Origin of the sequence: Pseudomonas sp. 91RF (genome assembly GCF_003576265.1) — a bacterium.
GTDB lineage: Bacteria > Pseudomonadota > Gammaproteobacteria > Pseudomonadales > Pseudomonadaceae > Aquipseudomonas > Aquipseudomonas kribbensis.
This window is the reverse complement of the sequence record NZ_QWFC01000029.1, coordinates 168,967-183,394: the sequence shown is the minus strand read 5'-3', so window position 1 is coordinate 183,394 and position 14,428 is coordinate 168,967. Positions and strand designations below refer to the sequence as shown.

The following is a 14,428-nucleotide window of genomic DNA, read 5'->3' as shown; positions in this document are numbered from 1 at the left end:
CAGCATCAGGTTTGCCAATGAGCCATCCGTCGAGTGAGTGGGTAGGATTCACCCATCGAATTCACAACCCTGACGGAGAGTCATCAATGCCTATCATCAACAGCCAAGTAAAACCGTTCAAAGCTACCGCGTTCAAAAACGGCGACTTCGTACAAGTCTCGGACGCTGACTTGAAAGGCAAATGGTCCGTAGTGTTCTTCTACCCGGCCGACTTCACCTTCGTTTGCCCGACCGAGCTGGAAGACCTTGCCGACAACTACGCAGCCTTCCAGAAACTGGGCGTAGAAATCTACAGCGTTTCCACCGACACCCACTTTGCCCACGCTGCCTGGCACAACACTTCGCCAGCCATCGGCAAAATCGAATACACCATGATCGGCGACCCGACCCACGTCATCTCCCGCAACTTCGACGTGCTGATCGAAGAAGCTGGCCTGGCGGATCGTGGCACCTTCGTGATCAACCCTGAAGGCCAGATCAAAATCGTTGAACTGAACGATGGCGGCGTTGGCCGTGACGCTTCCGAGCTGCTGCGCAAAATCAAGGCTGCTCAGTATGTCGCTGCTCACCCAGGCGAAGTTTGCCCGGCCAAGTGGAAAGAAGGCGAGGCCACTCTGGCTCCGTCCCTGGACCTGGTCGGCAAGATCTGAGTCTGTGAGACACGCAACACAGGGCGGAACTCCGCACCTACCTCAGTAAGCTGCACCGCCCAATAGAAAAGCCCGGGCGAGATTCGCTCGGGCTTTTTTTCGCCTCAAATAAAGTCAGGAGATCGCCCGTATGTTGGACGCCAATCTTAAAGCCCAGTTGAAATCGTACCTGGAACGGGTCACCCAGCCGATCGAGATCGTTGCTTCTCTCGACGACGGTGCGAAATCCCGTGAAATGCTCGACCTGCTGAAAGACGTTGCCAGTCTTTCGCACCAGATTACCTTGATCGACAGCGGCGACGATGCACGCAAACCGTCGTTCTCGATCAGCCGCCCGGGTGCCGATATCAGCCTGCGTTTCGCCGGCATCCCGATGGGCCATGAATTCACTTCGCTGGTGCTGGCCCTGCTGCAAGTCGGCGGCCACCCTTCGAAGGCCAGTGTCGAAGTGATCGAACAGATCCGCTCGCTCAAGGGCGAGTTCAACTTTGAGACTTACTTCTCGCTGTCCTGCCAGAACTGCCCGGACGTGGTCCAGGCGTTGAACCTGATGGCCGTGCTGAACCCGAACATCCGCCACGTCGCCATCGACGGCGCGCTGTTCCAGGACGAAGTCAACGATCGCAAGATCATGGCCGTGCCGAGCATTTACCTGAACGGCGAAAACTTCGGCCAGGGCCGCATGGGCCTGGAAGAAATCCTCGCCAAACTCGACACCGGTGCCATCGAGCGCCAGGCCGAGAAAATCAGCGCCAAAGAGTCTTTTGATGTACTGGTGGTCGGCGGTGGTCCGGCCGGTGCTTCGGCAGCTATTTATGCAGCACGTAAAGGCATTCGCACCGGTGTTGCGGCTGAGCGTTTCGGCGGTCAGGTACTGGACACCATGGCTATCGAGAACTTCATTTCCGTGCAGGAAACCGAAGGCCCGAAACTGGCGACCGCGCTGGAAGAACACGTCAAGCAGTACGACGTCGACATCATGAACCTGCAACGCGCCGACAAGCTGATCCCGGGCAAAAACGGCGAGTTGCATGAAGTCCACTTCGCCAGCGGCGCGACCCTCAAGGCCAAGAGCGTGATTCTGGCGACCGGCGCGCGGTGGCGTGAAATGAACGTGCCGGGCGAGCAGGAATACCGCAACAAAGGCGTGGCGTACTGCCCGCACTGCGACGGCCCGCTGTTCAAGGGCAAGCGTGTCGCGGTAATTGGCGGCGGTAACTCCGGCGTCGAAGCGGCCATCGACCTGGCGGGTATCGTGTCCCACGTAACGCTGCTGGAATTTGATGTGCAGCTGCGTGCCGACGCCGTATTGCAACGCAAGCTGCACAGCCTGCCGAACGTAACCGTGATCACCAGCGCGCTGACCACTGAAGTCACCGGCGACGGGCAGAAGGTCAACGGCCTGCGCTACAAGGATCGCAACACTGACGAGCTGCGCACGGTCGAGCTGGAAGGGATCTTCGTGCAGATCGGTCTGTTGCCTAACACCGATTGGCTCAAAGGCACCATCGAGCTATCGCCGCGCGGCGAGATCATTGTCGACAACCGGGGTGAAACCTCGATCCCCGGCATCTTTGCTGCCGGTGACGTGACTACCGTGCCGTACAAGCAGATCGTGATTGCGGTGGGCGAGGGCGCCAAGGCTTCCCTCAGCGCTTTCGATCACTTGATCCGCACTTCGGCCCCGGCGTAAATCCCGGACCGGAAAAGAAAAACCCCATCAGCAATGACGGGGTTTTTTTATACCTTACAGCGGCGCCGGCTGAATGATCTCGACCCAGTAGCCATCCGGGTCCTTGATGAACGCCAGGCTCTTCATGCGGCCATCGGTAAGGCGTTTCTGGAAGTCGCAGCCCAGTTCTTCAAAGCGTGCGCAAGCCGCGACGATGTCCGGCACCGAAATGCAGATATGGCCGAAGCCGCGCGGGTCGGTGTTGCCGTTGTGGTAGGCGAAATCGGCGTCGTTTTCGGTGCCGTGATTGTGGGTCAGTTCCAGGATGCCGGGAATCGACTTCATCCACTCGGTGCGCGCAGCGGCATCGGCCGGGATCTGCGATTTGTCGACCAGGGCGAGGAAATACAGGCTGAATTCCGCTTCCGGGAAATCGCGTTTTTCAACCAGCGAGAAACCCAGTACGCGGGTGTAGAAATCCAGCGACTTGGTGATGTCCTTGACGCGCAGCATGGTGTGGTTGAACACGAAGTTGCGGGTTGCGCTGTCCGGGGTGGCGGTGACGCCAGGGAAGGTGTTCAGTTCTTGCAGGCTCATGGGCCCTCCGTAACAAATTGGGGCGAGTGAATGGGCGCAATGATACGCATGCCTTGCGGCATCGCCAAACCGAAAGCGCGGGCTTGCCCTGCAAGCGGGCGAGCCTCAGACTTTGCAGCTCAATCCGCGAGTGCCTCTGGTAATGATCCGACCGTTCAAATCGCTGTTCGTTTTCTTCGGCTTGTCCCTCATCGCCGCTTCGGCCTGCGCTGATGCGCCGAGCATTACCTGGCCTGCGGGCTGGCAAGTCGAAGCGCTGCCCGAAACCACGCCGGAAGTTTCCCGTCAGCGTGCGGTGAAGACCGATGCCGATGGCAATCAGGTGATGGTGATGGAGTTGACGATGACGCGTGTGGAAACGGGTCATCAGGTCAATCTGCAAGGCGTGTTGCTGGAGATGCGCAAGTCGGTGCAGAAGGACTTTTTCCAGGGCGGTTATCAGAGTGTCTGTAACAAGGTTCATTCGAGCACACTTGGCCCACTCGCGGCGCTCGAGACCACTTGTACAGTCACCGAAAATGGCCGTCATGTGCTGTCACAAACATTGGTGGCTGCAGTAGAGGCAGACAAGGCCTATGTACTTTCGTATGCCGGGCAAGCCGAGGTTTACAAGGCCAGCGCTGATGAAATAGTGGCGGCGAGAAACAGCTTGAAATTTTAGTCAGCTGTTCGGTGCTCCTCAGCCCGTTAGATACCTGAAGTGATTAAATACAAAGTTGCTCGCCCTGCGAAGGCGCAACATCCGGAAGCATAGTTCCAGTGCAAGAGGCTGTTTGGCTATGAACTTTCGAGACGGGAAATTGTTGCATTTGTTAGATATTGTCCAAAAAAAAGCCCTGCATCTGCAGGGCTTTTATGTTTGCGGGGGATTAACCGCGCAACCAGGAATCAACGGTGGCTGCACCGTATTGTTCCTTCCAGGCTTTCAGGCCGCGATGGTTGCCACCCTTGGTCTCGATCAGCTCGCCGGTGTGTGGGTTCTGATAGACCTTGACCACGCGAGCGCGGCGGGTTTTAGGTGCTGCGGTCAGTTGCAGACCGGATTTGGCCGGGTTCGGATCGAGGATGGCGATGATGTCTTTCAGGCCTTTGCCGTAGGTTTTCATCAGCCCCTGGAGCTTTTCTTCGAATTCGATTTCTTTCTTGAGCCCGGCATCGTTCTTCAGCGATTCCAGCTGCTTGAGCTGTTCCTGAAGGGCCTTTTCAGCTGCACGAAATTCAGCGAGTCTGGACAATATCTTTACTCCAATAGTGTGTTTGGCTGATACCAACCGCAAACAAAGCTATAAGCCAAGAGCCTTGAAGCGACTCGGTGATAGTGGCTCACCTGCCAATCTAGCAACAGGTAAGAAAAATTGTAGTAGTTAATGCGTCAAGAGTAAATCCTGACGTTTTCTTTATGTAAAAACAGTGATGTCTTGTATCAATTTGGTGCGAACGGTCTGAGCCCGTCGGTTTTATCGCGTTTAGTTAATGGTGAGTTAATGCATCGATGAAGTCTGTGGCCGGCATGGGTTTGCCAAACAGATAGCCTTGCAGAAAGTTGACGTGATGCGTGGCCAGATAATCGGCCTGGGCCTGTGTTTCCACGCCTTCGGCCACAATGCCCAGATCCAGTTTGGCGGAGAGTTCGATGATGCTGTCCAGAATGTGTCGGGACAGGGCGTCCTTATCAATCATGGCGACGAATGTCTGGTCGATCTTCAGGAAATCGACATTGAATGTTCTCAAATAGCCCAGGCTCGAATGACCGGTGCCGAAGTCGTCGATCGCGATCTTCACACCCATGGCCCGCAGTTGTGCAAACAGCTGATGGGTGATGTCGGTGGGCTCGATCAACTCCCGCTCCGTCAACTCCAGGACCAGGCTGATGCTGCCGGGGGCGAATGCCGCCAGAAACTCGCGGCAGTCTTCCAGCAACTCCAGATCGTGGCAGTGACTGGCCGTAATGTTGATGCCGATGTGGAACGGGGCCTCGAAGGAAGCAGACAGGGGGCCGAGCACCACAGCGGTCTGCTGCATCAATGAACGGGTCATCGGTACGATCAGCCCGGAATGTTCCGCGAACGGTATGAACAGATCCGGACGCACCAGGCCCTCCTTGGGATGGTTCCAGCGCATCAGCACTTCGCAGCCCGACCAGCGTTTGCTGTCGCCGTAGACCACCGGTTGGAAGTAGGGAATGAATTCTCCGGCTTCCAGAGCGCGCAGCATTTCGTGACTGGGGGATGTTGCGCGGTTCTGCACGATGTAACCGATCGCCCCGGATACCGCGCCAAAGAAAATCAACAGGCTGAACAACGGCGGATATTCGTCGCTCATGTAGTTCCAGACTTCACCTTCGGGGAATCCTGCGCTCACCGTGTAGGCATAGTGCGGAGAGTTCAACATGCTCTGGGCCACCGGCAACTCGGGGAGGGGGCCTTGATGCACTTTGCCGTCGGCAGAAAGCCAGTTATTGCCCACTTGTAGCAATAACAATGTCTGTCGGCCGATCAGGCGCAGGATATTGCTCAGGTGGTAGCCGTCCAGCGTCGTCAGCGCACCGCCCCGGCCATCGCTCAGTCGATACACCAGCAACGCCGTATCAGGCGTAACCGGGTTGCCGTTCATGAGCCATAACTTGCCTTGGGTGTAGTCCCCCGGATTGACGGCTTCCTTGAAGTCGCCGAACAACGAACTGCAATAGAGGTTGTTGTCCCACACCAGATTGGTCGAACGCACGAACGGGCGGCGGGTGACTTGTTCACGCAGGGCCAGTTTGACGTCCTCGCAGGTCTGGCCCGCCAGCGGCAGCAGTTCCCGGGCGGACTGGGCGGTGTTGTCGAGCATCAGGTCGAACTGGCGCAAGGCTTCCTCGGCGGTTTGCCGGGAGCTCTGCTCCAGCGTGCGCTCGGCCTGCATATGCAGAATGACAGTGCCGATGATGATCGGCAGCAAACCGCACAGCAGCGTCACGATGATTCGGGTGCTGCGTTTGCGGCGGGGCCTGACGGTCAGAGGCATGGGCGCATCCTGTTGCGGTGGTGTGGGGCTCTCGACGGCAGGCGGGGCAAGGATGCACCTTCTGGAAAGCGTTGGGTCTGTGCCCATGATAGATGGCCGTTGGCGCTTGCGCCGCTCAGCGGTAATCCAGTGCAGTCGCCAGATTGATGAAAGCCAGAGTGGCGGGTGATGCCTGGCGCTGATCAAACACGGCCAGGCCGATGTGGCGCACCACGGCGGGTGACAATGGCCGCTTCACGTATTGCGGGTTTGGCTCGTCGGGCAGTGAGCCTTCGGCAACGAGAGTGATGGCGTCGCCCCGGCTCACGGTATCGAGGGTGCTCAGCAGCTGCGAGCAGCGGTAGCGGATATTCGGGCTCAGCCTTGCCGCGTTGAACAGTCGCGATACCAGTTCCGAAGAGCCGGCTTCGGTGAGCACGAACGGGTCGCTGCACAGGTCTTTCAGGCTCAGTTGCGCTTGCGTAGCCAGCGGATGGTCGAGCGGAAGCAGGGCGACCATCTGGTCTTCCATCAGGGCAAACGTATCGAGGCGTTCTTCGGGCAATACCACGAAACCGATGTCGATCCGCCGCTCATCAAGCCACTGGAGCACCTGCCGGTCCGGCCCTTCGTCGATGTGAACCTCGATGCCCGGGTGCGCCTGGCGAAAATGCTGGAGGATCTGCGGCAGCAGCCTGATCGATGAGGTCGGGCCGAATGAGCCGATACGCAAGGTGCCGCTTTTCAGCCCGCGTGCATCGGCGGCTTCCTGGCGCAATGTGTTGGCCAACCCCAGCATCGCCCGTGCGCGCAGCAGCAATTGCTCGCCAATGTCGCTGAGTTCCACTTGCGATTGATGCCGGCGAAACAATTCGACACCCAGTTCCTGCTCCAGTGACTTCAAGGCATGGGACACCGCCGACTGGGAAATTCCCAGGCGATGGGCGGCGAGGGTGAAGCCGCGCAGTTCGGCCACCAGAGAGAAGATTTCGAGCTGGGTCAAAGTCATGAGTAAAAGCTCATTTTACGATGATCGACAATTACTCGAATGATACGGCATCCGTCAGTTTCGTCGTCGAGCGCGTTATGAATAGTCATGAATCAATCCGTCCGGTGGCCTCGGACCTGCCCGTCTATGTGAACCTCGCCATGGTCAGCATGATCTGGGGCGGGACCTGGGTGGCCGGGCGATTTCTCGCCGGCAGCCTGAGTCCGATCCTCGCCGCCAGCCTTCGGTTCTTGCTGGCCAGCGTCGCGTTGCTGGGTTTTCTGTGGCTGGCGCGAATTCCCCTCGCAAGGCCGAATGCGGGGCAATGGCTGCAACTTGCACTGCTGGGGTTCTTCGGGATCTTCTTCTACAACCTGTGCTTCTTTTACGGCTTGCAATACATCAATGCGTCGCGGGCCTCGCTGATCGTTGCGTTGAATCCGGCGGTGATCGGCCTGACTTCATGGCTATTGTTCAAGGAGCGCCTGAGTCGATTGAAAGTCATCGGAATCCTGATCTGCATCGGCGGCGCCGGTGTGGTGATCGTCAGCCGTAATCCGCAATTGCTGGCCGCGACACCAGACGCCTGGTTCGGCGATCTGCTGATTTTCGGCTGCGTGTTGAGCTGGGGTATTTACTCGCTGTTTTCCCGCACCCTCAACCAGAGCATCGGCCCGTTGCAGACGGTGACCTTTTCGATTCTGCTCGGCACGCTGATGCTCTGGGCGCTGGCCGCCGTGCGTGGCGAAGTGAGCGGGGCGGCGGTGGCCAGTCTCGGGATGACGCAATGGCTGAGCCTGATCTACCTCGGGGTCTTGGGATCGGCCCTGGCGTACATCGGTTACTACGACGGCATCCGCAGGATCGGCGCGACCCGCTCCGGCGTGTTCATTGCGCTTAACCCGCTGACCGCCGTGCTGGCCGGTGCCGTCCTGCTGGGCGAGCAACTGACGCTGCCCATGGGCCTGGGCGGCGTGCTGATTCTGGCGGGCATCTGGCTGTGCAACAAACCCCTTGCACCGGGCCGAAAAAAGCGGATTTTATAGAGAGGGCAGACAACCTTATTTACGCTGTGTAGAATCGGGTTACGCATACAATAATAATCGTCTTCTGGCAGCAGAAGCCTCGCCCGCAAGAGCCTTGGGTCGACAATGAAGATATTCGGGTTTCAACTGATCTACGGTGACTTCCTCGCCCGCAGTGTGCGTGGCATCTCCTGTGCACCACCCACCGGTCTCAGCATTACTGACAAATAACTCTGGTTAATTGATAAGAATGATGAGGCGCCAACCATGGCAGATTTATACGAAAACCCAATGGGCCTGATGGGCTTCGAGTTCATCGAGTTCGCATCGCCGACACCTGGCACCCTGGAGCCGATCTTCGAGATCATGGGCTTCACCAAAGTCGCGACCCACCGTTCCAAGAACGTGCACCTGTATCGCCAGGGCGCGATCAACCTGATCCTCAACAACGAACCTCACAGCGTGGCTTCGTACTTCGCGGCCGAGCACGGCCCGTCCGTTTGTGGCATGGCGTTCCGGGTCAAGGACTCGCAGAAGGCCTACAAGCGCGCGCTGGAACTCGGCGCCCAGCCGATCCACATCGAAACCGGCCCGATGGAACTGAACCTGCCGGCGATCAAAGGCATTGGCGGCGCGCCGCTGTACCTGATCGACCGTTTCGGCGAAGGCAGCTCGATCTATGACATCGACTTCGTGTTCCTCGAAGGCGTTGACCGCAACCCGGTCGGTGCCGGCCTGAAGATCATCGATCACCTGACCCACAACGTGTATCGCGGCCGCATGGCCTACTGGGCCAACTTCTACGAGAAGCTGTTCAACTTCCGCGAGATCCGTTACTTCGACATCAAGGGCGAATACACCGGCCTGACCTCGAAAGCGATGACCGCACCGGACGGCATGATCCGCATCCCGCTCAACGAAGAATCGTCGAAGGGCGCCGGGCAGATCGAAGAGTTCCTGATGCAGTTCAACGGCGAGGGCATCCAGCACGTGGCGTTCCTCACCGACGACCTGGTCAAGACCTGGGATCAGTTGAAGAAGATCGGCATGCGCTTCATGACCGCGCCGCCGGACACCTACTACGAAATGCTGGAAGGCCGCCTGCCGAACCACGGCGAGCCTGTGGACCAGCTGCAATCGCGCGGCATCCTGCTCGATGGCGCATCGGACAAAGACGACAAGCGTCTGCTGTTGCAGATCTTCTCGGAAACCCTGATGGGGCCGGTGTTCTTCGAATTCATCCAGCGTAAGGGCGACGATGGTTTCGGCGAAGGCAACTTCAAGGCACTGTTCGAATCGATCGAGCGTGACCAGGTGCGTCGTGGTGTACTCGCCACCGAGTAATCCGCATCAGATGTAAAAAAGCCCGGCCTGCAATTAATTGTGCAGGCCGGGCTTTTTATTGCACGTCTTACGGGCGCCGCTGGCGCATCAGATGCTTGAACCCTTCAAACACCAGCACCACCACCGCGAGCCAGATCGGGATGTAGGTCAGCCATTCGCCTGGCTTGATGCTCTCGCCGAGCAACAGCGCCACACCCAGCAACAGCACCGGCTCGACGTAACTCAACAAGCCGAACAGGCTGAACGGCAGCAAACGACTGGCAATGATGTACACCACCAGCGCCGACGCACTGATCAGACCCAGCAGCGGAATCAGCCACGCCAGCGCCGGATACTGATCGAACACACCGAAACCCTGTTCACCGCCGCGCACAAACCAGTACGCCACCGGCAGCATCAGGGTCATGTCGACCCACAAGCCGCCGAGGTTGTCGGTCTTGAGGTATTTGCGCAGCACGAAGTACAACGGGTAACCGACGACCACCACCAGCGTCGCCCAGGAAAATCCGCCGACTTGATACAACTCGTTCAACACGCCGAGGCTGGCAAAGAACACCGCGATTTTTTGCAAGTACGACAGGCTTTCGCCGTAAGCGATGCGTCCGGTCAGCACCATGGCCAGCGGCAACAGGAAGTATCCCAGCGAGACATCGAGGCTGTAGCCATTGAGCGGCGCCCACATGAACAGCCACAACTGCACGCCGAGTAGCGCTGACGAGAGGATCAGGCCACCGATCAGCTTCGGCAGCGCAGGGATCCGGCGCAGCAGCTCCAGCACCCGCCGCCATTCGCCGGACAACAACATGAACACGGTCATGCAGGGCACGGTCAGCAGCATCCGCCAACCGTAGATTTCCACGCCGCTCAACGGGGTGAGCAACGAGGTGTAGTAATACATGACGGCAAACAGCGTCGAGGCTGTTACCGAGAGAGCGATACCTTTAGACAAACTGTCCTCGCGGGGGTGATGGTGAAACTGGGCGCGCAGGATACGTGGTTTTTGTGCTGAATATTGGCCGAGTGCTCAATATTTCCCACATGAGACAAAACCTGTGGGAGCGAACCTGCTCCGGGCGGCGATCCGACGATGAGGCCAGCACATTAAGCATAGGTGGTGAATCGACTATCGCTATCGCGAGCAGGCTCGCTCCCACATTGGGTCTGTGCGGAGCACAAGATCTGTATTCACCCAAGATACCTGTGGGAGCGAGCTTGCTTGCGATGCTTTTAAGCCTGACGCGGTTTCCGGCCCGACACAAAATGGCTCACATCATTAAACCCCGGTGTAGAAGCATGCCCCGGCGTCACCAGCGAATCGATAAACGCCTCATCCTCCGCTGTAATTTTCACCGCCTGCGCCTTGGTGTACGCATCCCACTGTTCTTCAGTGCGCGGCCCGACAATCGCCGACGTTACCGCGCCGTTGTTCAGCACCCAGGCAATCGCAAACTCGACAATCCCGACTCCACGCTCCTTGGTGTATTGCTGAATCTGCTGGGCAATGCGCAACGACTCCACCCGCCATTCAGTCTCAAGAATCCGTTTGTCCTGGCGCCCGGCACGGCTGTTGGCGTCCGGCGTTACGTCGGGTGCGTACTTGCCGCTGAGCACGCCACGGGCCAGCGGGCTGTAAGGCACCACGCCGAGGCCGTAAGTCTGGGCGGCGGTGATCTGTTCGGTCTCGGCCTGACGGTTGACGATGTTATACAGCGGCTGGCTGATGACCGGCCGATCGACCCCCAGTTTGTCCGCCACGCGAATCACCTCGGCAATCCGCCAGCCGCGATAATTCGACAGGCCCCAATAACGGATCTTGCCCTGGCGAATCAGATCGCCAATCGCCGAGACCGTCACTTCCAGCGGCGTGTTGTGGTCTTCTCGGTGCAGGTAATAGATGTCGAGGTAGTCGGTGCCGAGCCGGGTCAGGCTGGCCTCCAGACCATTGAAGAGATGCTTGCGACTCAGACCGCTGCGGTTCGGCACGCCATCCACCGGGCCGAAACCGACCTTGGTCGCCAGCACCCACTCATGACGATGACGGGCGATGGCTTCACCGACGATCTCTTCCGAGCGGCCGTTGGTGTAGACGTCGGCGGTGTCGATGAAGTTGATGCCCTGATCCCAGGCCTTGTCGATGATGCGCAGCGAGTCTTCCGCGCTGGTCTGTTCGCCGAACATCATCGTGCCGAGGGTGAGGGTGGACACCTGCAACCCCGAGTGACCCAGTGTGCGATAGCTCATGCCGAAATCCTTTTGTCGGTGGGAAAGCTTCCATCAAATACCAGAAGCATCCGGCGCGGCAAAGTGAATTTATCGGCGCAATGCCTCGCAGCGCTCGCGCAAAAACGCCTGCAACACCTTGACCCGTTCCGACACCTGCACCCGGTGCGGGCACAGCAGGTTGAACGGCACGCTCTCGCCGTGCCAGTCATCGAACAGCGTCACCAGCCGCCCGGCGCGCACGTCTTCGGCCACGTCGAGCCAGGCTTTATAGGCGATACCGTGCCCGCCCAGCGCCCAGCGGCGGGCGACTTCGCCGTCGTCGCTGAGGTAATCGCCGCGTACTTCGACCTCGACCGTTTCGTCTTCGCGATGGAAACGCCAGGTGTTGTACGGCCGGCCATTGCGCAAGTAGAGCAGCGCGCTGTGTTCGCTCAGTTCGGCGGGGTTTTGCGGTGTGCCGTGACGCTCCAGATACGCAGGGCTGGCGCAGGCCACACGCCGATGCTCAGGCAGCATCGGCAATGCCACCAGTGTCGAATCACTCGGCACGCCAAAGCGCAGCGCCACATCCACTGTCTCGCGAAACAGATCCGCATGCCGGTCGTTGAGCAGCAATTGCAATTGAATGTGCGGGTGCTCGCGCTTGAAATCGTCCAGCCACGGCAGCAACACATTGCGCCCGAAGTCCGACGGCGCCGCCAGTTGCAGCACGCCGCTCAGGCCTTCGGTCTGCTGCTTCAGCGCCTGCTCGCCCTCGGCCAGGGTGACCAGCGCCAGACGCACGCTTTCCAGATAACGCCGGCCTTCTTCGGTGAGGCGCATGCTGCGGGTGGAGCGAGCGAAGAGGCGGATGCCGAGGCGGGTTTCCAGGCGTTTCAGCGCGATGCTGGCGGCCGCCGGCGTCAGCTCCAGCGCCCGGGCGGCGGCGGAAATGCTGCCGGAGTCGGCGGTGCGGACGAAGATTTCCAGATCGAGGATCGAGCTCATTAGTAAAAATCCGTTGAAGATCCTTGGCGTTTTGCGGGATTTTTCCGGGATTGGCAAGCGCAGATACTGGAATCCTGAATAACCGCAGGAGACAGACATGACGTGGACATTTGATCATCTGGCCTTCAACACTGCTGACGGTCAGGCGCTGCAGGACGCTTTTGGCGGGTTATTGGGATTGACGCCGGGGCGCCGGCCGCCATTTCCGTTTCCCGGGCGGTGGTTGTACCAGGATGAGCAGGCGTTGGTGCATGTGATTGAGCAGCCGGCGCTGGATGAGGCGGCGTTGAGTCACATTGCGTTTCGTACCGATGAAGACGCGACGGTGGTTTTGAAGCGGGTGCAGGGCAGTGGGTTGCCTTATCAGCTGGCGCAGGTGCCGGAGGACGGGATCTGGCAGATTTTTGTGCAGATTCCGGGGGGATTGGTGCTGGAGCTGGATGCAAAAACGGGCATTTTGTGAGTGTTTAATCGTGGTGTTTATGGTGGCCATGCGCGGGGCGCTTTCGAGCGCGCCGGTTCTCCAAGTCACCGGTCTACCAACCCGTGTACGGCCACCACCTCTTCGTTTGGTAGCGAAGTTTGATGGCTCCATTTTTCTGATTTGGAGATTCAAACGTGATCAAACCAACACCCAACCCACCCGAAGTCGATTCAACGTCCCCCTACGAAACCCTCGACTCCAAGAAATTCCACGAAGCCGCCGAACGCGCCCTCGATCACTACCTCCATCCGTTCCACCCCAGAAAGCCGCTGCTCAAGCCCAACACCCGCTACCTCATCGCCCCCGGCATCCCGAGCGAAGAACTGTTGGCCGACGCCTGCGAAACCCTGACCTGCGCCAAAACCATGGCCAGCGATTTCGCCGGGATGATCGATACGCCGCAGCGGCATGTGCTGCTGGGCATCGGGCAACTGATCATGCTGGCGGAACTGGCGGTAAATCGGGTGCTGGATAACCTGGAGGTGACCGCGGACTCGGCTGTCTGATGCGTTGAAAAAGAAACGGTCTGCATGCGGACCGTTTTCATCTGGGGTGTGGGGGAATCAACCATGACCACCTGTCGCTACTGTCAGAGTTGACAGTAGCGATGCTCCAGGCGAATGGCGTTCGATGGCTGAGGCCACTGCCGCGTCATTCGAAATCACGAAGGAATGTTTGCCATGAGCACCCAGAATCCGTTTTTCTCTTTTTTTTCCACGTACCCGGGCGGGACCCCGCTGAATAACCCCGATATTACGCAATCCAAAGGCATTGAGATTGGAGCTGACGGGCCGCCCGGAGATCCGCTGGAAATAACCGACACCCATGGCGGCGCCCTTAAAGTTCTGACGCCACCCGGCAGCGTGTTCAACCAGAGTGGCCGCTACCTCCATCGGGAGCTGAACATGCTTGGTGGGGTGCACACCTTTGGCGTGCGTACAAACTCGAGTTCGAAACCCTCCGAATGGGTTTTGACCGTGGTTGAATCGGATTTGCCGAATACGGAGGATTTTGAGTCCGCACCCAATCAGGGTGCCTTCGAGGTCGGGCAATTCGTTTCTACCAGCACGATCAAAATAACCTTGACGGGGAAATTTTGGCCAAGTGACCATCTAGCCATTGCAAAGTTTGTTGATACGGTAGACGCGAATGGACAGGCGTTTTATGGATATTTGGGGCAGATTAATGGGCAAATTACTTCCCTATCTTATGACGTGGAGCTGATTGGCAGAACTGCCAACAGACTGCTGATCTGGATAGCAGGTGGCAATATTACCGGGATTGCTCAGATGAATTTGATTTTCAGGGACGCCGCTGGGGCGACACTCAATATCATTAACCGAACGGTCACCGCCCTCCAGCGTCAGCAACAGATCGATACAGGGCCTCTGAATGGCATCAAGTCGATTGCTGTGGTAGTAAATGGTCAGGTGATCATCGATCGGATACAGTTTTTGTAGCCCTTGCATAGCG

General features: G+C 58.4%; 15 protein-coding genes. 8 read left to right on the top strand and 7 right to left on the bottom strand.

From position 1 onward, the window contains the following. Positions 1-86: 86 nt before the first annotated feature. Both ahpC and ahpF read left to right on the top strand, forming a co-directional pair. Positions 87-650: an alkyl hydroperoxide reductase subunit C gene (gene ahpC / locus DXT77_RS15360; RefSeq protein ID WP_003224621.1), complete on the top strand. Its 564-nt coding sequence runs from the start codon at positions 87-89 to the stop codon at positions 648-650. Between the two features lie 130 nt (positions 651-780). Beyond that, entirely contained in the window at positions 781-2,343 is a 1,563-nt protein-coding gene (gene ahpF / locus DXT77_RS15355) for an alkyl hydroperoxide reductase subunit F (RefSeq protein ID WP_119428243.1), read from the top strand. A 54-nt stretch (positions 2,344-2,397) separates the two neighbouring features. On the opposite strand, the gene gloA is transcribed toward ahpF, so the two are convergent. Then, positions 2,398-2,919, bottom strand: a complete 522-nt coding sequence (gloA, locus tag DXT77_RS15350) for a lactoylglutathione lyase (protein ID WP_065260490.1) — start codon at positions 2,917-2,919, stop codon at positions 2,398-2,400. 142 nt (positions 2,920-3,061) lie between these two features. Here gloA and DXT77_RS15345 point away from each other — a divergent pair, with 142 nt between their 5' ends. After that, on the top strand, positions 3,062-3,580 hold the full coding sequence (locus DXT77_RS15345; RefSeq protein WP_119428242.1) for a DUF4946 domain-containing protein: 519 nt from the start codon (positions 3,062-3,064) through the stop codon (positions 3,578-3,580). Between the two features lie 208 nt (positions 3,581-3,788). Here the strand turns inward: DXT77_RS15345 and DXT77_RS15340 are convergent, their stop codons facing one another. The 3 genes from DXT77_RS15340 to DXT77_RS15330 form a co-directional block, all read right to left on the bottom strand. Further along, a complete protein-coding gene (locus DXT77_RS15340) occupies positions 3,789-4,154 on the bottom strand; it encodes a histone-like nucleoid-structuring protein, MvaT/MvaU family (RefSeq protein ID WP_064381416.1) in 366 nt (121 codons plus the stop codon). Positions 4,155-4,389: 235 nt separating this feature from the next. Next, positions 4,390-5,925 (bottom strand): EAL domain-containing protein, encoded by a 1,536-nt coding sequence (locus DXT77_RS15335; protein WP_119428241.1) that lies wholly within the window; start codon positions 5,923-5,925, stop codon positions 4,390-4,392. Between the two features lie 115 nt (positions 5,926-6,040). Beyond that, positions 6,041-6,913, bottom strand: a complete 873-nt coding sequence (locus DXT77_RS15330) for a LysR family transcriptional regulator (protein ID WP_119428240.1) — start codon at positions 6,911-6,913, stop codon at positions 6,041-6,043. A gap of 77 nt (positions 6,914-6,990) precedes the next feature. On the opposite strand from DXT77_RS15330, the gene DXT77_RS15325 reads away from it, so the two are divergent. Next, entirely contained in the window at positions 6,991-7,938 is a 948-nt protein-coding gene (locus DXT77_RS15325; RefSeq protein ID WP_119428390.1) for a DMT family transporter, read from the top strand. 246 nt (positions 7,939-8,184) lie between these two features. Continuing rightward, positions 8,185-9,261, top strand: coding sequence for a 4-hydroxyphenylpyruvate dioxygenase (hppD, locus tag DXT77_RS15320; RefSeq protein WP_085730812.1), 1,077 nt, complete (start codon positions 8,185-8,187; stop codon positions 9,259-9,261). A gap of 67 nt (positions 9,262-9,328) precedes the next feature. On the opposite strand, the gene rarD is transcribed toward hppD, so the two are convergent. The 3 genes from rarD to DXT77_RS15305 all read right to left on the bottom strand — a co-directional run bounded on the left by rarD (position 9,329) and on the right by DXT77_RS15305 (position 12,471). Next, a complete protein-coding gene (rarD, locus tag DXT77_RS15315; RefSeq protein ID WP_085710020.1) occupies positions 9,329-10,210 on the bottom strand; it encodes an EamA family transporter RarD in 882 nt (293 codons plus the stop codon). Positions 10,211-10,488: 278 nt separating this feature from the next. After that, a complete protein-coding gene (locus DXT77_RS15310) occupies positions 10,489-11,502 on the bottom strand; it encodes an aldo/keto reductase (RefSeq protein ID WP_119428239.1) in 1,014 nt (337 codons plus the stop codon). A 69-nt stretch (positions 11,503-11,571) separates the two neighbouring features. Next, positions 11,572-12,471 carry a LysR family transcriptional regulator gene (locus DXT77_RS15305; protein WP_119428238.1) on the bottom strand — a complete coding sequence of 300 codons (900 nt, stop codon included), beginning with the start codon at positions 12,469-12,471 and terminating at the stop codon, positions 11,572-11,574. Positions 12,472-12,568: 97 nt separating this feature from the next. Between DXT77_RS15305 and DXT77_RS15300 the strand changes: the two genes are divergently transcribed. The 3 genes from DXT77_RS15300 (at position 12,569) to DXT77_RS15290 (ending at position 14,415) form a co-directional block, all read left to right on the top strand. Beyond that, the gene (locus tag DXT77_RS15300) at positions 12,569-12,934 is read left to right on the top strand and encodes a hypothetical protein (RefSeq protein ID WP_119428237.1); all 366 of its coding nucleotides are present in this window, start codon (positions 12,569-12,571) and stop codon (positions 12,932-12,934) included. 155 nt (positions 12,935-13,089) lie between these two features. Further along, positions 13,090-13,461, top strand: a complete 372-nt coding sequence (locus DXT77_RS15295; protein WP_119428236.1) for a DUF6124 family protein — start codon at positions 13,090-13,092, stop codon at positions 13,459-13,461. 174 nt (positions 13,462-13,635) lie between these two features. Further along, positions 13,636-14,415 carry a hypothetical protein gene (locus DXT77_RS15290; RefSeq protein WP_119428235.1) on the top strand — a complete coding sequence of 260 codons (780 nt, stop codon included), beginning with the start codon at positions 13,636-13,638 and terminating at the stop codon, positions 14,413-14,415. Positions 14,416-14,428 lie beyond the last annotated feature (13 nt).